Annotated in this window: 26 protein-coding genes and 2 riboswitches; of the genes, 8 read left to right on the plus strand and 18 right to left on the minus strand. The window is 72.3% G+C overall.

Annotation, left to right across the window (positions count from 1 at the left end):
* Positions 1–176: 176 nt before the first annotated feature.
* Positions 177–560, plus strand: a complete 384-nt coding sequence (locus tag ACIA8O_RS36205) for a hypothetical protein (protein ID WP_396298304.1) — start codon at positions 177–179, stop codon at positions 558–560.
* Positions 561–592: 32 nt separating this feature from the next.
* Here ACIA8O_RS36205 and ACIA8O_RS36210 read toward each other — a convergent pair whose 3' ends face one another.
* The 4 genes from ACIA8O_RS36210 to ACIA8O_RS36225 are packed head-to-tail and all read right to left on the minus strand — an operon-like array spanning position 593 to position 3,086.
* Positions 593–1,006, minus strand: coding sequence for a hypothetical protein (locus ACIA8O_RS36210; RefSeq protein ID WP_396298305.1), 414 nt, complete (start codon positions 1,004–1,006; stop codon positions 593–595).
* On the minus strand, positions 993–1,409 hold the full coding sequence (locus ACIA8O_RS36215; protein WP_396298306.1) for a hypothetical protein: 417 nt from the start codon (positions 1,407–1,409) through the stop codon (positions 993–995). Before ACIA8O_RS36215 ends, ACIA8O_RS36210 begins: the two co-directional genes overlap by 14 nt.
* A 13-nt stretch (positions 1,410–1,422) precedes the next feature.
* Positions 1,423–2,652, minus strand: a complete 1,230-nt coding sequence (locus ACIA8O_RS36220; protein WP_396298307.1) for an NRAMP family divalent metal transporter — start codon at positions 2,650–2,652, stop codon at positions 1,423–1,425.
* Positions 2,649–3,086, minus strand: coding sequence for a hypothetical protein (locus tag ACIA8O_RS36225; RefSeq protein WP_396298308.1), 438 nt, complete (start codon positions 3,084–3,086; stop codon positions 2,649–2,651). The genes ACIA8O_RS36220 and ACIA8O_RS36225 overlap by 4 nt, the downstream gene beginning before the upstream one ends.
* A gap of 536 nt (positions 3,087–3,622) precedes the next feature.
* Between ACIA8O_RS36225 and ACIA8O_RS36230 the strand changes: the two genes are divergently transcribed.
* The gene (locus ACIA8O_RS36230; RefSeq protein ID WP_396298309.1) at positions 3,623–4,024 is read left to right on the plus strand and encodes an STAS domain-containing protein; all 402 of its coding nucleotides are present in this window, start codon (positions 3,623–3,625) and stop codon (positions 4,022–4,024) included.
* A gap of 153 nt (positions 4,025–4,177) precedes the next feature.
* Positions 4,178–4,735: a HemK2/MTQ2 family protein methyltransferase gene (locus ACIA8O_RS36235; protein ID WP_396298310.1), complete on the plus strand. Its 558-nt coding sequence runs from the start codon at positions 4,178–4,180 to the stop codon at positions 4,733–4,735.
* A gap of 74 nt (positions 4,736–4,809) precedes the next feature.
* Here the strand turns inward: ACIA8O_RS36235 and ACIA8O_RS36240 are convergent, their stop codons facing one another.
* Positions 4,810–5,181 (minus strand): hypothetical protein, encoded by a 372-nt coding sequence (locus ACIA8O_RS36240; protein ID WP_396298311.1) that lies wholly within the window; start codon positions 5,179–5,181, stop codon positions 4,810–4,812.
* A gap of 176 nt (positions 5,182–5,357) precedes the next feature.
* On the opposite strand from ACIA8O_RS36240, the gene ACIA8O_RS36245 reads away from it, so the two are divergent.
* Positions 5,358–6,698 (plus strand): tetratricopeptide repeat protein, encoded by a 1,341-nt coding sequence (locus tag ACIA8O_RS36245; protein ID WP_396298312.1) that lies wholly within the window; start codon positions 5,358–5,360, stop codon positions 6,696–6,698.
* A 38-nt stretch (positions 6,699–6,736) separates the two neighbouring features.
* Here ACIA8O_RS36245 and ACIA8O_RS36250 read toward each other — a convergent pair whose 3' ends face one another.
* Complete coding sequence (locus tag ACIA8O_RS36250) at positions 6,737–8,020, minus strand: IS110 family transposase (protein ID WP_396298313.1); 1,284 nt, start codon at positions 8,018–8,020, stop codon at positions 6,737–6,739.
* 588 nt (positions 8,021–8,608) lie between these two features.
* Here ACIA8O_RS36250 and ACIA8O_RS36255 point away from each other — a divergent pair.
* Positions 8,609–8,809 carry a CDGSH iron-sulfur domain-containing protein gene (locus tag ACIA8O_RS36255; RefSeq protein ID WP_396298314.1) on the plus strand — a complete coding sequence of 67 codons (201 nt, stop codon included), beginning with the start codon at positions 8,609–8,611 and terminating at the stop codon, positions 8,807–8,809.
* A gap of 11 nt (positions 8,810–8,820) precedes the next feature.
* On the opposite strand, the gene ACIA8O_RS36260 is transcribed toward ACIA8O_RS36255, so the two are convergent.
* The 9 genes from ACIA8O_RS36260 to ACIA8O_RS36300 all read right to left on the minus strand — a co-directional run bounded on the left by ACIA8O_RS36260 (position 8,821) and on the right by ACIA8O_RS36300 (position 14,946).
* Positions 8,821–9,846 carry an iron-containing redox enzyme family protein gene (locus ACIA8O_RS36260; RefSeq protein ID WP_396298315.1) on the minus strand — a complete coding sequence of 342 codons (1,026 nt, stop codon included), beginning with the start codon at positions 9,844–9,846 and terminating at the stop codon, positions 8,821–8,823.
* Positions 9,847–9,955: 109 nt separating this feature from the next.
* Positions 9,956–10,912 carry a TIGR03557 family F420-dependent LLM class oxidoreductase gene (locus ACIA8O_RS36265; protein ID WP_396298316.1) on the minus strand — a complete coding sequence of 319 codons (957 nt, stop codon included), beginning with the start codon at positions 10,910–10,912 and terminating at the stop codon, positions 9,956–9,958.
* 70 nt (positions 10,913–10,982) lie between these two features.
* The gene (locus tag ACIA8O_RS36270; protein ID WP_396298317.1) at positions 10,983–11,339 is read right to left on the minus strand and encodes a hypothetical protein; all 357 of its coding nucleotides are present in this window, start codon (positions 11,337–11,339) and stop codon (positions 10,983–10,985) included.
* A 221-nt stretch (positions 11,340–11,560) separates the two neighbouring features.
* A complete protein-coding gene (locus ACIA8O_RS36275; RefSeq protein WP_396298318.1) occupies positions 11,561–12,046 on the minus strand; it encodes a DUF6480 family protein in 486 nt (161 codons plus the stop codon).
* Positions 12,043–13,005: a dimethylargininase gene (gene ddaH / locus ACIA8O_RS36280; RefSeq protein WP_396298319.1), complete on the minus strand. Its 963-nt coding sequence runs from the start codon at positions 13,003–13,005 to the stop codon at positions 12,043–12,045. The genes ACIA8O_RS36275 and ddaH overlap by 4 nt, the downstream gene beginning before the upstream one ends.
* A gap of 290 nt (positions 13,006–13,295) precedes the next feature.
* Complete coding sequence (locus tag ACIA8O_RS36285) at positions 13,296–13,694, minus strand: STAS domain-containing protein (RefSeq protein ID WP_396298320.1); 399 nt, start codon at positions 13,692–13,694, stop codon at positions 13,296–13,298.
* A gap of 111 nt (positions 13,695–13,805) precedes the next feature.
* Positions 13,806–14,180: a helix-turn-helix transcriptional regulator gene (locus tag ACIA8O_RS36290; protein ID WP_396298321.1), complete on the minus strand. Its 375-nt coding sequence runs from the start codon at positions 14,178–14,180 to the stop codon at positions 13,806–13,808.
* 148 nt (positions 14,181–14,328) lie between these two features.
* Positions 14,329–14,502: a CsbD family protein gene (locus ACIA8O_RS36295; protein WP_396298322.1), complete on the minus strand. Its 174-nt coding sequence runs from the start codon at positions 14,500–14,502 to the stop codon at positions 14,329–14,331.
* 78 nt (positions 14,503–14,580) lie between these two features.
* The gene (locus ACIA8O_RS36300) at positions 14,581–14,946 is read right to left on the minus strand and encodes a PRC-barrel domain-containing protein (protein WP_396298323.1); all 366 of its coding nucleotides are present in this window, start codon (positions 14,944–14,946) and stop codon (positions 14,581–14,583) included.
* A 337-nt stretch (positions 14,947–15,283) separates the two neighbouring features.
* On the opposite strand from ACIA8O_RS36300, the gene ACIA8O_RS36305 reads away from it, so the two are divergent.
* Positions 15,284–16,513 carry a PP2C family protein-serine/threonine phosphatase gene (locus ACIA8O_RS36305; protein ID WP_396298324.1) on the plus strand — a complete coding sequence of 410 codons (1,230 nt, stop codon included), beginning with the start codon at positions 15,284–15,286 and terminating at the stop codon, positions 16,511–16,513.
* Between the two features lie 213 nt (positions 16,514–16,726).
* Here ACIA8O_RS36305 and ACIA8O_RS36310 read toward each other — a convergent pair whose 3' ends face one another.
* Positions 16,727–17,314, minus strand: coding sequence for a hypothetical protein (locus ACIA8O_RS36310; protein WP_396298325.1), 588 nt, complete (start codon positions 17,312–17,314; stop codon positions 16,727–16,729).
* Between the two features lie 264 nt (positions 17,315–17,578).
* Positions 17,579–17,655: riboswitch (cobalamin riboswitch) on the plus strand.
* A 120-nt stretch (positions 17,656–17,775) separates the two neighbouring features.
* On the opposite strand from ACIA8O_RS36310, the gene ACIA8O_RS36315 reads away from it, so the two are divergent.
* Positions 17,776–18,819 (plus strand): peptidase, encoded by a 1,044-nt coding sequence (locus tag ACIA8O_RS36315; protein ID WP_396298326.1) that lies wholly within the window; start codon positions 17,776–17,778, stop codon positions 18,817–18,819.
* 25 nt (positions 18,820–18,844) lie between these two features.
* Complete coding sequence (locus ACIA8O_RS36320; protein ID WP_396298327.1) at positions 18,845–19,291, plus strand: flagellar hook-length control protein FliK; 447 nt, start codon at positions 18,845–18,847, stop codon at positions 19,289–19,291.
* Between the two features lie 166 nt (positions 19,292–19,457).
* On the opposite strand, the gene ACIA8O_RS36325 is transcribed toward ACIA8O_RS36320, so the two are convergent.
* Positions 19,458–20,606: a serine hydrolase domain-containing protein gene (locus ACIA8O_RS36325; protein WP_396298328.1), complete on the minus strand. Its 1,149-nt coding sequence runs from the start codon at positions 20,604–20,606 to the stop codon at positions 19,458–19,460.
* A gap of 42 nt (positions 20,607–20,648) precedes the next feature.
* A complete protein-coding gene (locus tag ACIA8O_RS36330) occupies positions 20,649–21,824 on the minus strand; it encodes a serine hydrolase domain-containing protein (RefSeq protein ID WP_396298329.1) in 1,176 nt (391 codons plus the stop codon).
* A 211-nt stretch (positions 21,825–22,035) separates the two neighbouring features.
* Positions 22,036–22,274, plus strand: a riboswitch (cobalamin riboswitch).
* The last annotated feature ends 49 nt before the right edge of the window (positions 22,275–22,323 follow it).

The following is a 22,323-nucleotide window of genomic DNA, read 5'->3' on the forward strand; positions in this document are numbered from 1 at the left end:
CGACCCGGTGCGCAGGTGCGCCGTGCGGCCCCCGGGACAGTGACCGGGCGGCTCGCGCGGCGGTCACCCCGGCCGGAGCGGGTGCAGGATGAGCCGGCGCCGAGCCGGGTAGACGCCCGGTCATCACCCGCCCCGGCGGCGATCACACCCGTGAAGGGACCGGCAGACCCATGAGCGTGACGACCGATCACATCACCGGAACACCCGACGGACACCACGACCTGCTCTGGTACACCCAGACCCGCCTGGACAACGTCCTGCGCCTCGACAGCTGCCTCAAGCACGCGCAGGAGGCCGGCGACACCGAGGCGGCCGAGCTCTTCGCCAAGGCGCAGCAGCACAGCCGCAAGGGCGCCGAGATCGGCAAGCGCCTCCTCGCTTCCCGGCTCGCCCCCTTGACCGGCGACCGCACGGAGCCCCACCCCGACGCCCCGCCGTCCGGGGTCCCCGGAACCGGGACCGGAACCGGTGAGGTGTACGCACCCGACGTCCGAGGCGAAAGCCCGCCCGAACCCGACCCCTCGGACGCTCCGCTCCCCCAGGATCCGCAGAAGCCCTGACCCGCCGGCCGGCCCGAAGCCCGTAGCGCGTCCTATCGGGTCCCCGGCCCGGTGGCGGTGGGGACTCCGGCGGTGTGCAGTGCCGTTGGGACGGCGCCGGGACGCAGGTGCACCGTGCCGGGGTGGCCGTCGCCGCCGGGGGTGACCAGGGCGACGTCGGGCCAGGCGATCCAGCTCGCCCGGCGTGTCATCCACCGGGCGAGGGCCGCGAGCGGGGCGGGGCGGTCGACGGGGCGGTGGTCGAGGCAGAGCAGCCGGGCCAGGCGTCCCGAGGTGGCGACCACGCCGGTCACCCGCAACCCCGGTATCCCGCCGGGGAGTTCGGCTTCGGCCAGGCCGAGGTCGGTGATCCGGCCCAAGGGTGTGCCGCCTGCGTCCACCAGGGTCGCGCCGATCAGGTCGGCGGTGCGCAGTCCGGCGGGGTCGGTGGTGTCAGCGGTTGGCATGGCCGGCTCCCGGGATGCGGTCGATCAGGTGGGTGCGGGTCCAGTCCTCCAAGGCGTGCAACCGGTCGGGGCCCGGGGTGCAGACCAGGGCGGAGCCGATGTGGGTGATCCGCTCGACGGGCAGGCGGCCGGGTCCGGGGGCTCCGGAGAGCGAGAGCCGGGCGGCGACGGCGGTGCACCACCGGCCGATCCGCCCGCCGAGTCGTGGGCCGAGGGCTTGCGGGCCAACCAGGACGGCGGTGGCGTAGAGGCGGCCGTCGGTCCCGGGGGTGAGTTCGAGGTCGTCGACCTTGCAGACCGAAGTGCCGTCGGGGTGGACGACTTGACGGTCCAGCAGGTGGTAGCGGGCGCTGTAGTGGCGGCCGGGGGTGCGGGGGCCGTCGTGTTCGGTGGTGTCGGTCACGGTGCCGCGCTCCTCACAGTCCTGCTTTGGTGGCGAACAGCAGCGGGATCGCGGCCAGGGCCGCGAGCAGGATGACGCCCAGGAAGAAGGTGCCGAGGATGTTGGCGAGGCGCCCGTTCACGTGACTGCCCATGAAGTCGCGGTCCCCGGCGACCACCAGGATCGGCAGGTAGGTGAGTGGCAGGGCGACGGCGGCGAAGATCAGCGAGTACTCGGTGACCTTCACCGGGTCGACCGCGGTGAGGACCAGGGCTGCGGCCGCGAACAGCGCGGTGAGGACCACCGCGTGGAAGCGCGAGGCGCGCTGGGGCGCGGCGCTCTTGCCCCAGGACCAGCCGAAGTACTGGCCGACGGTGTAGCCGCAGGACAGGGCGGTCTCCAGGGCGGCGCCGAAGGTGGCGGCGAAGATGCCCAGCAGGGCCAGTGCCAGTCCGACCTTGCCGAGCGCCAGGCCGGCCGGCAGTGCCGCCTGGGAGAGGTGGTCCACGTCGATCGCCTGCCCCTGGAAGACCAGTGCGGCGCAGGCGGTGACGCCGAGCGCGAGCAGGCCGCCGAGCGGGAAGCCGACCATCACGTTGAGCCGGGACAGTCCCAACTGCCTTTTGTTCCAGCGCTCTTCCGCCCCGCCGGAGGAGAAGAAGAACACCTCGTAAGGGGTCATGGCACTCGCGAACAGGGCGATGGCGTAGTAGAAGTACGTCGGGTGCCCCTCACCGGAGGGCACGGTGGGGTGGGTGATCTGATGCCCGATGTCCGCCCACTGCGGGTCGAGCCGGAAGAAGGCCACCAGGAAGACCACCAAGGCCAGCCCGAGCAGGCCGAAGACCCGCTCCATGGTCTCGAACTTCACCCGCCAGATGACCACCCAGACGGCGAAGGTCACGGCCGGCACCCACAGCAGGTAGCTGACCGAGGAGAGCAGTTCCACCGCCAGGGCCACACCGGCGAGTTCGGCCGCCAGCGTGAGGCCGGTGACCAGCAGCGAGGCGGCGAGGTTGCCCAACGCCACCCGCGGGCCGAGCCGTTGGCGCACCAGGTCGAAGGTCGGACGGCCGGTGACCGCGACCACCCGGCCGGCCATCTCGGCGTAGACGCAGATCCCCACCACGCCGAGCAGCAGCACCCAGACCAGGGCGAAGCCGAAGCGCGAGCCGACCACGGCGGAGGCGACCAGGTCGCCCATGTCCACGAAGCCGCCGATCGCGGTGAGGATGCCGAGGGTCACCCGGAGCAGGTTCTTCACCGAAGTGCCTCCTGCTCCTGCTCCATCCGGTCCGCGGTGGCGGCGAGCTCGGCCGTCGGGGCACTCTCGCCGCGCTGGGTCGCGATCCGCAGTTCGGCCGCTTGCCGCTCGGCTTGGTGCAGCAACTCATCGACCTGTGAGCGGAGTTCGTCAGCCTCCACCGAGGGTGGCTGGCGGGAGCGGAAGGAGTCGGCGGCCGCCGTCAGGTCCTCGTCCGCCTCCCGCACCAGCACCGAAGTGAAGGCGGACGTCAGGTCACCGGCCGCGGCACCGTCCACACCGGTGGTGATGGTGCGGGCGGCGGCGACGGCCGAGCCGAGGGTGTGGGCGGCCTTGTGCCGGTAGTCGTCATCGGTGCGCGAGGACCCGGCGCAGGCGGCGGGACCGGCCAGCAGCACAGCGGCCACCAGAGCGGCCCCGGCCCGGCGCCTCATCGCGGCCGCCTCAGCACGAAGTGGAGCAGCACGGTGACCAGCGCACCCATCTGTGCCCAGGCCGCCAGTAGCACCAGCCCCTGGTCCATGTCCGGTCGCCTCCCTGGACGGGTTCGGGTGAGCGTCTGCCCTGGACGGGTTCGGGTGGGCGTCTGCCCCGGATCGACACGGGCACACGCCCGGTGAAGCGTGGCTGCGAGGCCCGGCGCAGCGCGTCGCCTGCTGCGGCATCAGTACGACCGGTACGCCGCTGTGTTGGCGTCGCGGCCGCTCGATCGGTGGCCCTGGTGCCGGAGGATCACAGCAGCCGCGTGACGCGCTTGCCGACCTCGACACCCCCGGCCGAGTCCGGGTGTGCGGGTGCCGGCGGTGGCCGCACCCCGCAGCGGGCGGAGATCGTGGGCCCGCGCCGGTGACTCGTCCTGCGGCCTCCCGGGTAGACGCCCTGCATCGAGCCGACGTGCGCATGAGAGCAGCTGTTGCCGCAGTCACGGCTGCGGAAACCGGCGCCGGCGGATGAGCCGAAGGGAATCGCCATGAGCGCCCTGCCGGAGCCCCGGCCCCAGTACGACCTGGCCGACGAGCTCCAGATCACGGGGGGCAGCGGGCAGGTGGACGCAGTGATCCTGCATGTCGCGGGCGCCGCCGACCACGACACCCGGCACCTCCTCCAGACAGCCCTGGGCAAAGCCGTCGCCCAGGCCCCCGCCATGCTGATCGTCGACCTGACCGCGCTGACCTTCTGCGACTCCGCCGCGTTGAACGTCCTGCTGCAGGCCCGCACCGACGCCGAGGCCGGCGGCACGTGGATGGTCCTGGTCGGCGCCGGTCCCCAACCGCTCCACCTGCTGGCCCTCACCGGCACGGACCGGCTCTTCACCATCCGCCCCCACATGCGGGCCGTACGCCCACCGATTCCGTCCGCGAGACGCCGGTGAGCGAGCGGCGCCGATCCGCTCGTGGAGCGCCGCCGCGCGCGGATCGGCTCCCCCCGTGGGTGCCGCGACCCTCACCGGGCCTCAGCGGTCGCCGTCCTGCCGGAGTCGGGTCACACGCGTGTCAGGTGCGGCCCCAGGGGCAGACGCCCTGCCATGAGGCTGCTGAACCCACCCGGTGTCTACCGGGCCCAGGAGGACACCGACCTGTTGGTCGAGTGCCTCGGCCGTGAGCCCATCGGCGCCCGTGACTCGGTGCTGGATCTGGGGACCGGTACCGGGGCGGTGGCGCTCGCCGCCGCCGGCACCGGCGCCCAAGTGACCGCCATCGACATCTCCTGGCGGGCGCTGGGCACCGCACGGCTGAACAGCCTGCTCAACCGCCGCTGGATCCGGCTGCGCCACGGCGACCTCCTGGAACCGGTACGCGGCCGCCGCTTCGACCTGGTGGTCTCCAATCCGCCCTACGTCCCGGCGGAGGAGGACGGCGGGCCGCCCCGGGGCATGGCCCGGGCCTGGGACGCCGGGCGGGACGGCCGCGCGCTGGTGGACCGGATCTGCCGTCAAGCGCCCTCCGTCCTGGCGGAGGGCGGCACCCTGCTGGTGGTCCACTCCTCCCTCTGCGGTGTCGAGCGGACCTGCGCCCAACTCAAGGGACAGACATCTCAGGAGGCCAGGGGGCAAGCGGTACTGACCCGTCTCACCGAAGTTTGACGAGTCTCACGGAAGTTTGACCGGCGAGGGTTTGTCTCATCGGAGTTTGACCGCTGCTGGCTCTGGCTGTGTGGTCAGGCTGGTGCCTGGGTGTTCGCCGTCGCCTCGCGTTCGGCGAGGAAGGCGTCGAGGAGCTCGAACAGGACCTCGATGGCCCGCTGCTCGTCCTCGGGCGGCAGGTCCTGGATGTTCTCCCAGCCGTGAGGGAGAGCGATGTGCAGGACCTGGCCCGGCCAGCCGTGGTTGCAGTTTCGGCCTCGGCGGGCGACCAACCACTCGTGAAAGCCGTCGAGGGGGTCGGGACCGCCGTGGCGGTCGGCGTGTGTTGCATAGCCGGCGAGGAAGACGGTCACCTTGTCGAACGAAGGCTTGCCTACGACAAGGCCGGGGCGCCGACCCATGAAGGCGAAGAACTCGCGCTCGCCCATCTCCGACGGTTGCTTCATGTGCGAGAGCCTATTGATCACCGCGTTCCACCGGCGGGGCGGGGTAGCCGTCCAGTGTCGTCAAACTTCGTTGAGACGCGTCAAACTTCGATGAGACGGGTCAGGTACGCCGTGACGGCCGTGCGGTGTGCCGATTTTGGGCCGTTCGTCGGTGGTGGGGGTTAGGGTGCGTTGCCGTGGATGCTGCTGATCTTGATCGTCAGGCAAGGACTCTGTCCGGCTGTATTCCGCCCGAGTTCGTCGTGCAGATCCTTGAGCGTGGCCACGAACACGAGGTGGCGTTGCAGGCCGGCCAGGGCGAGTGGTTCTGCGCACGGGCATGGGCCCAACTTCTTGGTGAGCGCGGCCGGCGGGACGATGCGCTGGCGGTGCTGGATCCGTATGTCGCCACCGGATGGTGGCCGGCCGCCCGGGCCCAGGCGGAGCTGTTGGAGAGCTGGGGCCGGGCGTCGGAGGCGATCGCACTGGCGCGCCCGCACGCGGCGGCCGGGGGACAGGCGCTGGAGTTCTTCGCGCGCCTGCTGGCCCGGCACGGTGGCGCCGCCGAGGCATTCGAGCTCCTGCGGCCCGGGGTCGAGGACTGGGTCCTGGCCACCGCTCTGGTCGATGTCGCCGAGGTCGCCGGCCTGGACGACGACGCCGCCCGCCTGCTGTCCGAGCACATCCCGGACGAGCACCGTTGCGATTCCCCGTGGTGCTGCCGCGGCGTCCTGGACGCCGACACCGCGCTCGGCCTGCTCGCCCAGGCCCGGGAGCGCCAAGGCCGCACCAACGAGGCGATCGCCCTACTGCGCACGCGGCACATCACCTCCGTCAACAGCCGTGACCAGCTCGCCGACCTGCTGGCCCGGCACAGCCGACTCGACGAACTGCGCGAGTACGCGGCCACTGACGTCCATGGGCACGCCAGGCAGCGTCTGGCCGAGGCGCTGGAGGCACGCGGTGACGTCGAAGGCGCGGTCGCCCTTTACCGGCAGGCTGACGGGGCTGTGGCGGGCGGCCCGAACGCGGCGTACGAGCTCGCGCAGCTCCTGGTACGGCACGGACGTGGCGGCGAGGCGGTCGACGTGATGCGCGCCCAGGCCGACGCCCATCCCGGTGAGGACTGGATCCTGCACACCCTGGCCGGTCTCTGCCTCGACCAGGGCAGGCCCAAGGACGGCCTGGCGCACCTGGACGAGCTCAAGGCCGCCCGAGGTGGTGAGGAGGAGTGGGACCTGTTCTGGATCCGCCTGCCGCTGATCACTGCAAGCTCAGGGCCAGACGTGGCGCTCCAGCAGGCCTTGGCCCACCCCGAAGGCGGCAGCGCGTACGCCGCCGAGCACATCGCCCGGGTGCTGCACGACGCAGGCCGTACCGAAGAGGCCATCGGTCTCCTCGACCGGCACCTGCCGGCCAACCGCGGTGACATGGCCGGCTACTTCATCAGCCTCCACATGACCGACCGCGCCGTGGAGCTTCTCCAGCAGCACGACCCTCGTCCGTCCGGTCAATGGAGCGGCGCCTGGTCCAGCTAGCCTCCGTTCTGATGGTGCTCCGCATCACCATTCGGTGGTTACGCCGCCGGTGCTGACGCAAGCCGTTGTGGGGCGGCGAAGGCGAGCTGTTCGTCGAACGTTCGGCGGTTCTGGAGGCAGTGGAAGAGCTGGCCGAGCAGGCGGTTCAGAAGATTGCGCTGGGCAGAGGCGTGCCAGTCTCCGTGTTCGCGCCGGCGGCGGTAGTGGGCGTCGGCGCCGGGCGAGGCGCGGAGCGAGGCGAAGGCCCAGAGGAATCCTGCATGCATGAGCCGGTTGTTCTTGACCATGCGTCGGCCGACGTAGCTCTTCTTGCCGGAGGCCCGGGTGATGGGCGCCGAGCCGGCGTAGGCCTTGAGGCCGCGGGCGTCGGCGAAGCGGGTGCGGTCGTCGCCGATCTCCGCCAGGACCCGGGCAGCGAGCTGGACACCGAGGCCGGGAAAGCTCAAGTAGATCTCGGCGTCCGGATGCTCGCGGAAGGCGGCCTCGACAGCCTCAGCGAGGTCGTCACCGGCCTGGCAGGCCGCGTCGAACTGCTTCAGCAGGGCGGCCAGCTGGTGGCCGAAGGCGTCCTCGACCACCTGGGGGTGACGGGCGCGTTCGGCTCGGAAGACGTCGCGGAGCCGTTCGGCCTCGGCGTCGATGCCACGCGTGCGGCCGGCGCGCTTGAGCGCCGCCCGCAGCTGGGCCAGCGAGAGCTTCGCCGCCCGGGTCGGGGTCGGGGCAGCCGCGAGCACGGCGCGGGCGTCCGGCCGGGCCAGGCCCCCGTTCTTGCTCTGGAACGCTTCGAGGGCCGCGGGGTAGTACTCGCGCAGGAGCGAGCGGATCTGGTTGCCGAGCTGCTGCCTGTTCCACACGGCATCCTGTTGGGCGCGGGCCAGAACGGTGACGGCCCGGCCCTGGTCGGAGTCAGCGGGCAGCGGCCGGTGCATGGGCATGTCGGTGCGCAGGATGTTCGCCAGCACCAGGGCGTCGCCCGGATCGGACTTCTTGCGGCTCACACCGTGGCGGTCGCGGTAGCGGGCGGCGGCCAGCGGGTTGATCGCGAACACCTGCCGCAGGCCGGTGCGCAGGACGGCAACCAGCAGGCCGTGGCTGGTCTCGATCCCCATCGGGATGGGGTCCGCCGCGGTGTCGCCGTGTTCGGCGAGGACGTCCAGCAGCAGCCGATAGCCGGCCGCGTCGTCGGTGATCCGGCGCTTGGCCAGCAGCTCGCCGTCCTCGTTGACCAAGGCAATGTCGTGGTGCGATTCGGCCCAGTCGATACCGCAGAAGATCTTCAACAGACTCTCCCAACGTTGCCTGTCTTCGCAGGTCACGAGCACATGCGGGTCATGCGGCGCCCTAATCCCAGGACTCTTCGGTCCGCCATCTCAGTAGCCGTTCATGACACCAGCGCACCCCAGGGGCCCCGCTCTGTGTCAGAGCTCGACGGCTCGCGGACTCAAGAAGGGGTCAGCCCTGGAACGGGCTCGCGCCACGACCACGACAACACGATCTTCGGTGGGTTTCGCGACAGCCCGAGGATGCCGGACCGTGCCGCTCTGTCCCTAGACCTCGCAGGTCGGGGTTAGGACAGGCATCAGCCCGGCACCCACGCGACGACTACGAAACCCACCAACGTGACGGCACCGCTCTTTCGGAAGGCCTAGATGGCTCGGGGTAGCACAGGTGTCCGTCACACCAGACAGTCCGAACGTCTCAACCGGGACGGTTCGGCACCGCCTTCACTACGGATTAGGGTTTGGCGGCCGAGGTGGTCGCGCGTCGCACGATTCCCTTCGGGCCGGTGATGACGGGGCGGGCCCGGTGGCTGGAGGAGCAGGGCTTGGTCGAACTCGGTCAGCGGGTGGAGGAGTTGGTGGTGATCCGTGGTGTCCGGACGTCTTGACCGTCCCGCGGTGAGGATGGCCATGCCCCGGGCCATCGGCCCCGTTCTGGTCGAGGGCCCCGTCGAGGTCGTCCTGCCGGACGGCACGGTGGTGGTGAGCGAGCGTCCGGTGGTGGCCCTGTGCCTGTGCCGGCGCAGCCGCCGCTACCCGTTCTGCGACACCAGCCACCGTCGCCGCTCCCGCCCGTCGGTGGAGCGCCCTGCCGACGGCGAGCAGGCCTGACCGCCGTCGGCTCAGGGCGAGAGCCCGGGTGCACCGCCGAGTGGCGAGTACAGCGAACTGCGCTGCCGACGCCAGCTGCTGACGAGGTGTCGGGCGAGTCGTTCCTCCACCAGCGAGGCTGCCGCGAGGCCGAACGCGATGTCCTGCTCGGTGTGCGGCTCGTCGCGGATCAGGGCCTCGATGACACCGTGGCGCACCAGTTGCTCGTGGACGGCGTCGGCCTCGACGTGCTCCCGGTAGAAAGCGGTGCCCGTCGGACCCGCGCCGAGCCGCTCGAACGCCTCGACCAGGCGGGCGGACCCCGGGGAGGAGGTGATCTCCACACCCGCGAACTGCCCCACCAGTGCTCCCCGGTGACGGCGGTGCAGCGCGAACAGGGACATCAGGTTCACCACCGCCAGCGCCGGGGCGGGCACGGCGTCGAGGTAGTGCCCGTAACCGGTGTCGAGCCCGAAGTCGGCCATCATGTCCGCGAACAGGCGGGAGTGGACCCGCTCCGCGCGGCCCGCCCCGTACTCGTCGAACTCGATCGCCACCACCGCCGCCTGAGCGGCGCCGTGCAGCCGCGGGATCACCCACGCCTGCGGATCGGCCTCCTTGAGGTGGTAGACGGAGCGGTGCACCAGGTACTCCGGGGCCTGCCAGCGTCGGCCCTCGCGGAGCAGGAGGTGCGACACGCCGTCCCCGTCCGCCGGCTCCACCAGCAACGCGTCCAACTGCTCCGCCAGCGGCGGAACCGTCCCGATCTCGGCGCGCACGGCGCCGAGGAAACGTGTCTCGAGCCGGTGCCGCAGGCCCAGCAGGCCCGGGTCCCACTCCCAGCCGTCGTCCACCCCGGCGAAGCCGCGGTAGTGCAGTTCGTAGCAGAGGTAGAGGGCGAGTTGCGTGTCCTCGTCCCAGCCCGTCGCGGCGTCGTCTTCCCTCGGCACGGGCACCCCGGTCATCGGGGCACCGTCACGGAGCAGGCCGGTCAAGGCGGCGGAGAGCGGCCCCCGGGGCCCTGGCAGCTGCGGGAGCGGGCCGGTGGCGATGCCCATCGCTGTGTCCTTCCTCCTCGGCGGACGGTGACGGCCGCACTGCCCGCCCGGTCAGGAACGACCGGGTGCCGAGAGCCGAGCGAACCCCACCGGTCGCGTTGACGACACCTCAGGTGGCCAGGGCGGGCAGCACCCTGTGGTGGTAGGCGTCGAAGAACGCCTCGTTGTCGGGGCCGATCTGGCCGACGTAGACCTCGTCGAACCCTGCCTCGACGTAGGAGCGCAGGGCGGAGACGTGCGCCTCGAGGTCGTTGCCGCAGGTCACGGAGTCGCTGACCATGGCGGGGGTGACGAGCTCGGCGGCCTGCTCGAAGTGGGCCGGGCTGGGAAGCAGTTGGGCGAGCTCTCCCGGCAGCAGCTCGGTGGGCCACAGGCGGTGCACCAGGTCGACGGCCCTGTCCCGGTCATCGTCCCAACAGACCTTGACGCCGCCGATGACGGGCTTTCCGGCACCGCCGGCCTTGCGGAACTCCCCCACCAGATCGCGGTCGGGGGTCATGGTGACGAACCCGTCGCCGATCCGCCCGGCCAGCGCGGCCGCTGCGGGCCCGAAGCCGGAGACGAGGACGGGCGGCGGCTCGGCGGGCACGGTGTACAGGCGCGCGTTCTCGACCGTGTAGTGCCGCCCGTGGTGGGTGACCTGGCCGCCGGTGAACAGCCGCCTCATCACCTCGACGGCTTCCTCCAGCATCTCGGCGCGCTCGCTGAAGGCGGGCCAACGGTCGCCCAGGACATGCTCGTTGAGGGCTTCGCCGGTGCCCACACCCAGGGTGAAGCGGCCCCGCAGCAGGACGGCGGAGGTCGCGGCGGCCTGGGCGGTGACGGCGGGGTGGAGGCGCACGGTGGGGCAGGTCACCAGGGTGGTGAGGGGCAGGTCGACGGCTTGGGAGAGTGCACCGATCATCGACCAGACGAAGGGGCTGTTGCCCTGGGCATCGTTCCAGGGGTGGTAGTGGTCGGAGACCGCCAGGCGGGTGAAACCCGCCTCCGCCGCCCGCCGGGCCTGGGCGAGGAGTTGCTCGGGGGTGAACTCCTCGCAGGAGAGGAAGTAGCCGAATTCGGACATGACCTGGCTGGCTCCTTCTGTGGGTGCGGGCCTTCACGGCGCGTCGGTGCGGGCCGCTGCCGGGGACCGGTCAGTGGCCGAAGTGCAGACGGTGCTTGCGGCGGGTGGCGGTCGGGTCGGCGACCGGCTCGCCGGTACGCGGGGTCGGCGGTACGGCGTCGGCGTGGGCAGCCGCGGCAGTGAGGGCCGCGCGCTCACGCGCCCGGCGGCGGGAGCGCATGCCGCCCCCACGGAGGAGGAGCAGGGCGAACCCGAACAGCAGGGCCAGGGCCATCCCCGCGAGAAAGATCGACAGGCTGTTCATGGTGGCGAGCTCGTTGCCGAGCACGGTCACCGTGTACTCGGGGCCGCCGTCGAGGTTGTCGGCGATCAGCAGCCCGGTGAAGGCGGCGACCGCCCCCAGGAGGAGTAGTCCGAAGAGAACCATGGCGCTCTCTCCCATCTGTCGGCGTACAGCTGCGCCTGCCCCGCGACGGCCCGCCCAATCCGGGCGGGCGCCTGGTCTCCGGCCGGACCTGGACGGCGGAGTGCCGGCAGCTCCGAGTGGAGGAGGAGACGGCCGTGGGAGCCGACTTCCTCCACCTGACCGAGGCCCGCCATGACGATCCCGCGGTGCGCGGGCCTGCGGGCCGCAGCCGTCCGGCAGGACTACCAGTTGAAGATCCGCGCGACCATGAACACCACGACGCAGAGCACCAACAGGATCACCAGCACCAGCGGCCAGGCACCCCAGGCGGAGCGCAGCTCGGGCGGCTCCGGTACCGAGATCCCCGCTGTCGTGCTGCTCTCGGCGGCCGGTGTCTCCGTCGGCTGCGGCGCGTCGGGATCGGGCTTCTCGAGCTGCCTCAGCACCTGGTCCCGGCGCAGCTCCAGCTCACCGGTTCCGGGGCCGCTCTCCCGCGCGTGGCGGAACGCGCCGTCGTGCGAGAAGAGCACCGACAGCGTACGGCCGGCCCTGGCGAGCCGCATGAGTCCGGCTCCGCCGTTGAGGGCGTCGTCGGCCTGCCAGGTGACCGTCCAGCCCGCGGCGGCGCCGCGTCCGCCGATCAGGATCTGTTCGGTACTCCAGTGGATCGGCTGCTCCGGTCCGGCCGGGCCGTCAACCGGCCGGAGCGGATCGTGTCTCTCGTTCATCGCCAACTCCTTTGGATGAGTGCGCCGTTGGTGGCTCGCAGATCGTTCGCCGAAGCGGTTCGCACGGCGGACGGCCGGCCCGGTGCCACGCCGGATCGGCCCGCCTGAACGGTGCCTCCGGAGCCGGTGGGGGCGCGGTGGCGGAGTTCGAGGGTGCAGCACTTGGGTCCGCCGCCTCCTTTCAGCAGCTCGCCCAGTTCCACGCCGACGGGGGTGAAGCCCCGCTCCGCCAGGCGCCCGGCCAGTGTGGTCGCCGCGGCGGGGAGGACGACGTTGCGGCCGTCGCACACGGCGTTCAGTCCCAGAACGGCCGCGTCCTCCTCGGTGGCCAGCAGGGCCGTGGGGAACAGACGGCTCAGGAGGCTGCGGCTGTCGGCGGAGAACGCTCCCGGGTAGTAGGCGATCTCGCGGTCGTCGAGGACCGCCAGCGCGGTGTCCAGGTGGTAGAAGCGGGGGTCGACCAGCTGCAGGCTCACCAAGGGGCGGCCGAACCGTTCGGCGGTCTCGCGGTGGGAGCGGTGAGAGGTGCGGAAGCCTTCGGCGGCCAGGATCGTGTCGTCGGTCAGGAGGTGGTCGCCCTCCCCCTCGTTCAGGTCCCGGGCGCGGGAGGTGCGGTAGCCGTGCTCTCGGAACCACCGGTGGAAGGCCTCCGACTCGGGAGCGCGCTCCGGGTGTCGGAAGGTGGCGATCAGGGCGTGGTCGTCGACGACGGTGGCCGCGTTGGCGGCGAACACCATGTCCGGCAGGCCCTGTTCGGGCGGTACCTCCTCGACGTGGTGCCCCAGGGCTCTCAGGACGTCGCGCAGAGCCGCCCACTGCCGTACCGCGAGTGAGGTGTCGACGGGCCGGGCGGGGTCCATCCACGGATTGATGGCGTACCTCACCGTGAAGTGGGTCGGCGGGCACATCAGGTAGTGCCGACGGCGCGCCGTACGGACGGCGGAGGAGGCTGCGGCCATGGGAATCGCTCCGGTCACCGGGCCGCTCGCAGCGGCTTGCGGGTGTGGTGACCTGCGCGTACCCGTCACGGCGCGGAGCAGTCGACCCACCGGCACCTCACTCGATCCGTCCCGGTGACGAGCCGCCCGGTGGCAGGGCCTCCCCGCCCACCGCAGACACTGGCCCGGGCCACGTGAACGTGCCGGCCCCCAGGTCCGCGTCCCGTCGTCTCCCTGCGAAGGTCCGGGGTTGGCGTTTGCGCCGGATCCCTCGCCAGCGGAATCACCGCGGGTACGGCAGGCGCGGGCGCTCAGTCGCCCCGGACGTGGGCGAGTGCGTCCTCGACGGTCTCGGTGATGGTGAACACGTCGGTGGTGCCGGTGGCCCAGAGCAGCCGGGTGATGCGGTCTCCGACTCCGGCGACCAGGAGGTCGACTCCGGCGGCGGTGGCGGCCGTGCGGGTCTTCAGCAGGGCGTTGAGGCCGGCCGAGTCGCAGTAGCCGACCTCGGTCATGTCGACGACCAAGCGGGACGGCCGGGCCACCAGGGCCCGGGTGAGGACGTCCTCCAAGGCGGCCCCCTCGTCGAGGTCGATCTCCCCGGCGAGGTGCACGACCGTGACACCTGCGGCGGTGCTGTCCGTGGTGATCGTCAACTGGGCCGACTGGGACCAGTCATCGGGGTGCGGGGTGATGTGCGAGGCGTCCATCAGCGCGCGCTCCTCGGGTGGCCGGTCGGAACGATGGCGGGGTTGCGCCGTCCTTCGGCGGCTCGGCCCTGGCGCGGCCGGCCGGTGTGCTGCCGGGGCTGCGGGGCGAGGTCAGGGGTGCTCGTCACGCTCATCTCGATCACCGCCGGGAGGGGGAGGGAGCCGGACCGGTGCACGGGGGCCGCCGCGGCCGGAGTCGTCGAACAGCTCCAGCAGTCCGGCGATCTCGTGACGGGCCTCGGCCGGGTGGCGGAAGGACATGTGCCGGACGACGTCGTAGTGGTTGCGCCGCCCGTGGCGCACCCGGGTCAGGTAGCCGGCCGTCTCCAGGTCGGACACCACGGACTGCACCGCCCGCTCCGTCAGGCCGCACGTGGCGGCCAGGTCCCGCAACCGCACCTCCGGGTCGCGCGAGACCGTCAGCAGCACCCGCGCGTGCTGGGTCAGGAACGTCCAGCTGGTGCGGGGCTCACGCCTGTCCACCACCCCTCAAGTGTGCACCCGCATTCCGGTATGGCAACTCCGGCATGCGGGGACGCCACCCGGCTCCCGGAACCACAGCGCGGCACCGAGGCCGTCACGAGGCCGGCCGCCGTCCTCTCGCTCGGACGGCGGCCGGCCTCGTGACGGTGGGTCAGCGCTTGAAGGCGTCCTTCACGTGCTCACCCGCCTGCTTGATGTCGCCCTTGGCCTGGTCGACCTTGCCCTCGGCTTCCAGGCGCTCGTTGCCCGACGCCTTGCCGGCGCCTTCCTTGACCTTGCCCTTCGCCTTCTCCGCCGTGTTCCTGATCTTGTCGCCGGCGCTCATGCCGTCCTCCGTTCCGTCGAAGCGGTCCCGTACCGCCGTCCGCCCTGGCCTGACCTGGGCCGGCCTGGTGACCGGCCGTCAGAAGACCGGGCCACCGTAGAAGGGGCCGTAGTAGCCGACGTACCGCTCGCGGTAGTCGGTGTCGTCCTCGTGCTTGTGCGGGTCGAACTCGGGACCGTCCTTGATCTCGTCCTTCGTCCGGTCGACGTGGACCACCTCGTTCTCGAAGTCCACCCGGGAGACGGTTCCGGCCGGCAGCAGGACGTGCTTGCCGAAGATCCACGGCCCGGTGTCCACCACCAGGTAGTTCGATCCGGCCTCCTCGGAGAGCCGGTCGATCTTTCCGATCTGGCCGTCGGTCGCCTCGACCTTGAAGCCCACCAGGTCGGCCCCGGAGACGTGGCCGGAGTCGGCGCGGAACGCCCAGATGTCGACGGTTCCCATCGTGTTGCCTCCCATCTCTCCGCACCGCGGACGGTCCACCGCAGTGCGTCCTGGGCCGCGCCTGCCCCGTGACCGCCGGACCCATGCCTACCGGTTCCGCGACAATGCTCACCGCGGCGAGGCCGGCCGGCCCGGGCACCAGCGGACCCGCAGGAGTGTTCGCCGCCTCCCGAGGTGAGCGCGCGGCCATGTGAGCACTCGTCATCAACTGCACCCTCAGGCCGTACCACGTCCCCCGCCCCCTCCGGCAGCGACGCCCCGCCGCACGGCCGGGCGGCGGCCGCTGATCGGCTCCACACTCGAAACGGAAGGTTCCGTCGCGACAGGTGGGTGCCAGATGTCCGGACGATGGCAGCCGGCGCTGTCCCGGTTCCTGCAACGTTCGCACTCCCTGGCGCCCCTGGAGCTGGCCGCGCTCGTCGAGGAGACCGCGCGCCGCCTGGGGCTGGACTCCGCGACGGTCCTCCTCGCCGACGTCCAGCAGGAACGACTGGTGCCCTTACCGGGGCGGTACGCCGTCATGAACACCGAAGAGCTGGAGATCGACGGCTCCGTGGCCGGGCGGGCCTACCGGACCGTCACACCACAGGTGTCGCCGCACGCGCCCGCGGTGGCGCACCTGCCGCTGCTCGACGGGATCACGCGGATCGGCGTGCTGCGGGTGACCGCCGACCGTCTCACCCCGGAGCGGCTGGAGGCCGCCACCGAGCTCGCCTCGGTGGTCGCCGTGGTCGTGGTGTCCAAGAGCGCCTTCAGCGATCAACTCGCCCGGACCGTCCGGACCAGGCGCATGACCACCGCCGCCGAGATGGTGTGGGCGTTCCTGCCGCCGCAGACGATCGGCACCGAGCAGGTGACCTCCACCGCCGTGGTCGAGCCCGCCTACGAAGTCGGCGGCGACGCCTTCGACCACGGCCTCGACGACGGCCACCTCCACCTGACCGTGGTCGACGCGATGGGCCACGACCTGGCGGCCGGACTCTCCTCCGCCGTCGCCCTCGCCGGCAGCCGGGCCACCCGCCGCACCACGGGCACCCTCACCGACATCGCCGACCGCATCGACGCCGACCTCGACCAGTGGCTGCCGGGCCGCCTCCTCACCGGGATCTTCGCCCGCCTCGACCTCGGCTCCGGACGGCTCGTCTGGATCAACGCCGGCCACCCGCCACCCCTGCTGATCCGCGCCAACCACGTCGTGGCCGACGCCCTGAACCCTCCCGGTGAACTGCCCCTGGGCATCGGCCCCGGCTACCAAGCCACCCGAACCGTCCACGAGGCCCAGCTCGAACCCGGCGACCGCATCCTGATCCACACCGACGGCGTCACCGAAGCCCGCTCCCGCACCGGCGAACGCTACGGCGAGCAGCAGCTCACCGACCTCGTCACCCGCTCCCTGGCCGCCGAAGAACCGGCCCCCGAAGCCCTGCGCCGCCTCATCCGCGCCGTCCTCGACCACCACCGCGACCCGCTCGACGACGACGCCACGATCCTGCTCGCCGAATGGCACCCCACCCGCGCCGCACCCCCGGGCGACGGCCAGCCACCACGCCCTCGCCCGGAAGCGTGAACGCGGATCCGGCATGCCGCCATGCTGCCCGGCCGGCCCACAGGCACGCAGCCCGGTTTCCTTGACGAACCCCGGAGAGGCACCCCCGGCACGGACGCGCTCGCCCTCCCCCACCGCGCGTCCGACGCCGACGTAATGCACCAGCCCGGCCTCGCCCCCGTACCGGTCGGTCACCGGCAGGGGGCGAGGCCGGGCGTGGGTCCGCCCGGCGGTTCAGCTCGTGGTGCCCCAGGTGTGGGCCACGTCGATCACCAGGCGGTTGTCGAGCTGGAAGACCCGGTAGGGCAGCCGGTCCCGCACCCCGAGCCCGATCTGCGTCTCACCCGCGTGCATCCCTCCGCCCCGCGCCTCCACGAACGTGGGGTAGCCCGTGAAGTCGAGCCCGGGCAGCTTCTCCCCGGTGCGCATCGGGTACGTCCGGTTCCAGTCGGCGTCGTAGGTGTGTGCCCACACGACGATGTTCAGGACCTTGCCGCCCGCGACGGGGATCGGTTCGTCGCCGGTGGTCGTGCGGATCGGCGAATCCTGGTACTCGATCCGGTACTTGACCGGCTTGGCGGGCGACGAGCCGGGCACGTCGACGACCATGCGGTCGTAGCAGGGGTGCGTACCCGTCCTGACACCGGTCATGTACCGGTAGTCCTCGGTGGCGGCCCCACCCGTCTTGGTGAGGCTGCCCCAGCCGGTCTCGCACACCGTGACGACTGCCGTCGGCGTCACCGCAGAGGCCGTCACCGGCGCCACCGCCGCTCCGATCCCGGCCAGCGCGAGTGCCATCGGTACGGCCGTCCAACGTCGCATCATCTGTCTCCCCGTCATATCCGTCGATCGTTCGTTCGTCTGTACACACGCTCTGGCCCGGCCTGAGGTTGCACGCATTCGAAGATCTACGTCCGGGGCCACCAACAAGCAGAGGCAACGAGATTGACTGTCCGTCAGCTGGGCAGCGCGAAGGATCGGACCCGCAACCGGCCCAACCACCAACCGACGGAGTGACCCGCTCGGCCTTGACCGCGGGTTTTCGACGCCGGGATGATGGGCCGTCAACTCATGACTCCGCCCTTGGGGGAAGCCGGTCAGAAACCGGCGCTGACCCGCAACGGTAGGCCGTCGGCCCAGGTCGACGGCGAGCCCGGATACCCGGTGGCGGAGGTGCTGTACCCACTCCTCCCGTCGTGGTCTGCGGGTCGGAGCCCTGCGGGCTGCCCGGCTTCCGTCCGGTGCCCTCCGGGCCCCTGCGTCCAGGCCCGGAAAGGCAGTTCATGTCTGCGCTCCGCCGCTCGCTCGCGATGTCCACCCTCGCTCTCGTCACCGCCCTGCCCACCGCCACCGCCGCGCACGCCACCGCCTCTTCCGGTGCCACCGTCCGCCCCGACGCGGCCGCGGCCGGCTGGCTGGCCCGCCAGTTGGTGAACGGCGACCACTTCGGGTCGGTCTTCGACGGCGTCGCCTACCCCGATCAGGGGCTGACCGTCGACGCCGTGTTCGCCTTCGCCGCCTCCCGCACCGGCGACCAGGCCGCCGCCCGGGCCACCGCCTGGCTGGCCCAACCCGCCAACACGGCCGGCTACGTCGGCGACGGCACCACCGAGGCGTACGCCGGTGCCACCGCCAAGCTGCTGCTGGCCGCCCAGGTCCGCGGCGTCGACCCGGCCTCGTTCGGAGGGGTCGACCTCCCGGCGCGGCTGCGCGGGCTGCAGACCGCCTCCGGCCGGTTCTCCGACCGCTCCCAGTGGGGCGACTACAGCAACACCTTCGGCCAGAGCCTGGCCGTGATCGCGCTCAAGCGCACCCCGGGCGGTGCCCCGGCCGCCGCCGTGGACTTCCTGGCCGGCACCCAGTGCGCGGACGGCGGCTTCCCGGTCGCCCTCGGCCAACCGACCTGCACCGGTGACGTGGACGCCACCGCCCTCGCCGTCCAGGCGCTGGCCGCCACCGGCCGTACCGCCAAGGCCGATTCGGGCCTCGCCTGGCTGACCACGCGTCAGAACACGGACGGCGGCTTCGCCGCGAGCGGCGCCACCACCTCCAACGCCAACAGCACCGGCCTGGCCACCGAGGCCCTGTTCTCCGCCGGCCGCCTGGGGCCCGGCCTGAAGGGCTGGAGCAGCCTGGTCAAGTTCCAGCAGGGCTGCGCCGCCGCCCCGGCCAACCGCGGGGCGGTCGCCTACGACGCGTCCGGCTTCGACCCGGCCAACGCCGCCCGGGCCACCGCGCAGGCCGTGCTCGGCCTCTCCGGAGCTCCGCTGGCCACCCTCTCCGCGCACGGTGCCCGCCCGGACGCGCCCACCCTTGCCTGCCTCTGACCACCCACCCGTCAAGGAGCAACCCATGACCACCAGAAGGACTTTCGGCGCCTCCGCGCTGGCCGCCGGCCTGCTGGCCGCCTCCGCCGTGGTGACCGCCACTCCCGCCCGGGCCGCCGCCTGCACCGGCACCTCCGGTGTCACGGTGGTGGTGGACTTCACCGCCGTCGGCGGCGGCATCCAGACCGGCTGCGCCCCGGGTGACCCGGCCAGCGGCCTGGCGGCCCTGACCGGAGCCGGTTTCTCCTACTCCTTCCACCCGCGCTTCCCCGGCTTCGTCTGCCGGATCAACAGCTTGCCGACCGTCTGCACGAACCCCACCGGCTCGGCCTACTGGTCCTACTGGCACGCCCAGCACGGCACTCCGTGGGTGTACAGCAACCTGGGCGGGGCCTCCTACGACCCGGCTCCCGGCGACGTCGAGGGCTGGGCCTTCGGCGCGGGTACCCAGCCGGGCGTCACCGCCCCCTGAGCACGTCCGACCCTCCCCCGGCGGGGCTGACCGGACCGGACCGGACCGGTTCGGGCTGCCCGACGGAGGTGGAAGCCGCGGTCGATCCGGCGGCGGCCGCAGTGGAGGAGTCGGATCGCCGCTGCTCCGGCGGGGCCCGGGAGGGCACCCCGCCGGAGCAGCGGTTTCAGCGGCAGAGGGCCGCGTCGACCGTGTCGACCACCCGCTGCCCGGCGGCCGCGTCCGGGACGGTGGTGACGGTGACGGTCGCAGCCCGGCCGTCCTCGGTGGCGCCGCCCCGGGTGCGGTGGCCCGGGGAGGTGCCGCCGTGGCCCCAGACCAGAGCGCCGCAGCTCAGCGGCCGGCTCTGGATCCCCAGGCCGTAGCGGACGCCGGGACCGAACAGCTCGGCCGGGACGGTGGTGCGCATCTCGGCCAGCTGGGCGGCCGGCAGCAGACGGCCCGTCAGGAGTGCGCCGTAGAAGGCGTTCAGGTCGGTGTTGGTGGACACCACCGCCCCCGCCGCCCAGGCCATCGAGGCGTCCATCGCGGTGTAGTCGACCAGCGGCGCGCCGGGGGCGGTGCGCAGGTAGCCGTGCGGGTGGGCCTCGCGGATCCTGGTCTCCCCGACTGCCGGGACGTAGGTGTGACGCAGGCCGATCCGGTCGATCACCCGCTTGGTGACCTCCTCCCCGAACGGGCGGCCGGTGACCTTCTGGATCAGCAGGCCCGCCACCAGGTAGTTGGTGTTGCTGTACGCCCAGCCGGTCCCGGCGGCGAACAGGGCCCTCTGCGCCAGTGCTCCGTCGAGGAGTTCGCGCGGCTCGAAGTAGCGGTACTGGATCGCGGTGAAGTCGGCCAGCGCGGGCGCGTCCATGTAGTCGGGCAGGCCACTGGTGTGCTGGAGCAGCTGACGGACCGTGATCTTCCGGCCGTCGAAGCCGTCCCCGCGCAGCAGGCCCGGCAGGTAGGTGTCCACTCTGCTGTCCAGGCCGACCTTGCCCTCGGCGACCAGTTGCAGGACCACCACGGCGGTGAACGCCTTGGTGTTGCTGCCCGCCCGGATCTGCCCGTCGACCGGGACCGGGGCGCCGGTGGCCAGGTCGCCGGTACCGGCGGTGTAGCTGCGGCTGCGGCCGTCGCGGCCCTTGACGGTGGCCAGGGCGGCGGGCATCCCGTCGTCCTTCACCAGCGCGTCGAGGCGCTGCTGCACGACGTCCGGGCGCGGCCCGGCGGAGGCCTCGGCCGGTGCCGGGGCGAAGGCGGTCAGGGCGAGCCCGACGGCGGCGGTCGCCGTCACGGCGTACCGCAGCCGCTGCAGGGCTTGTTGGTTCATCAGGACTCCACTGGTGCGGGGGAACTGTGCCGTGGGCGGGGGTCAGCGGCAGAGCGCCGCGTCCACCACCTGCTCCACGCGCTTCGCGGTCTCGGGGGCCGGGATGGTGGTCACCGCGACGTTGACGGCGCGTCCGTCCTCGGTGACGCCACCGACGGTCTCGAAGCCCGGGATCGCCCCGCCGTGGCCCCAGGCGAGGCCGCCGCAGGAGAGCGGGCGGCTGACCAGCCCGAGCCCGTAGCGGGCGCCGGGGCCGATCGCCTCGGCGGGGACGGTGGTGCGCATCTCGGCCAGCTGGGCCGCGGGCAGCAGACGGCCCGTCAGGAGTGCGCCGTAGAACCGGTTGACGTCGCTGTTGGTCGACACGACGGCGCCGGCTGCCCAGCCCCAGGACGGGTCCAGCTCGGTGTAGTCGCGCAGCGAGCCGTCGGCGGTGCGCTGGTAGCCCTTGGGGTGGGCCTCGTGGATCGTCCTGTCCCCGGGGGCGGGGAAGGAGGTGTGGCGCAGGCCGATCCGGTCGATCACCCGCTTGGTGACCTCCTCGCCGAGCGGGCGCCCGGTGACCTTCTGGATGATCAGGCCCGCCAGCAGGTAGTTGGTGTTGTTGTACTCCCACTGGGTGCCGGGGGCGAAGTGGGCCTTCTGGGCCAGCGCGGCGTCCAGGAGTTCGCGCGGCTCGTAGTAGCGCCCGGGGTCGCTCAGGACGGCGCCCTGGTTCACGTACTCGGGCAGGCCGCTGGTGTGCTGGAGCAGCTGACGGACCGTGATCTTCCGGCCGTCGATGCCCTCCCCGCGCACCAGGCCCGGCAGGTAGGTGTCGACGGCGGCGTCCAGGCCGACCTTGCCCTCGGCGACCAGCTGGAGGACCACCACGGCGGTGAACGCCTTGGTGTTGCTGCCGATCCGTACCTGCCCGTCCACCGGCACCTTGGCCTTGGTGACGACGTCGCCGACACCGGCGGTGTAGCTGCGGCTGCGGCCGTCGCGGCCCTTCACGGTGGCCAGGGCGGCGGGCATCCCGTCGTCCTTCACCAGCGCGTCGAGGCGCTGCTGCACGACGTCCCGCCGTGGGCCGGCGAAGGCCTCGGCCGGTGCCAGGACCCCGGCCAGTACGGCGGTGGCGGTCGCGGCGGTGACGGCGGCGGCCACCCCTCGGCGGGTGGTGCGGCGGGTCTGGCGGTGGTGCTGCGGTGCGTGCTGCGGTGCGTGCTCGTTCATCGTCGGGCCCCTCCGGTTCGGGCGCCGGACCTCGTCCCGGCGCCCTCCCAGAGGATCATCCGACGCACCGTCAATCCGTCGCCGGCGAGGACGAGATGGCGCCCGGGAACGTGCTCCGGGGACCGCCCCGGCCCGGGACCGTGGTCCCGGGCCCCGTCTCGAATCCGCTTCCGGCATGCGGACGTGCGGGACAGGACCGGCGCGGGGGCCTAGGGTGGGAACCGCAGTCGGTTCGCCCTGACAGCCTGTCAGGTGCGTCGTAAGAGGGAACCCGGTGACGCCTTTCATCTGGCCAGTCCGGGACTGCCCCGCAGCGGTGAGTGGGAACGACCGCCGTCACACGCACTGGGCCCGTGACGGGCCCGGGAAGCGACGGCCACTAGGTGTCCGCCCTGTCCAGGACGGATGTGCCCGCGAGTCCGAAGACCTGCCACTGCCCGTGTGCACCCCGCACGCGGTGATCTCGGTGACCTCGTGGGCGGGTCGGCGGAACGGACGG

Source organism: Kitasatospora sp. NPDC051853, assembly GCF_044452665.1.
Lineage (GTDB): Bacteria > Actinomycetota > Actinomycetes > Streptomycetales > Streptomycetaceae > Kitasatospora.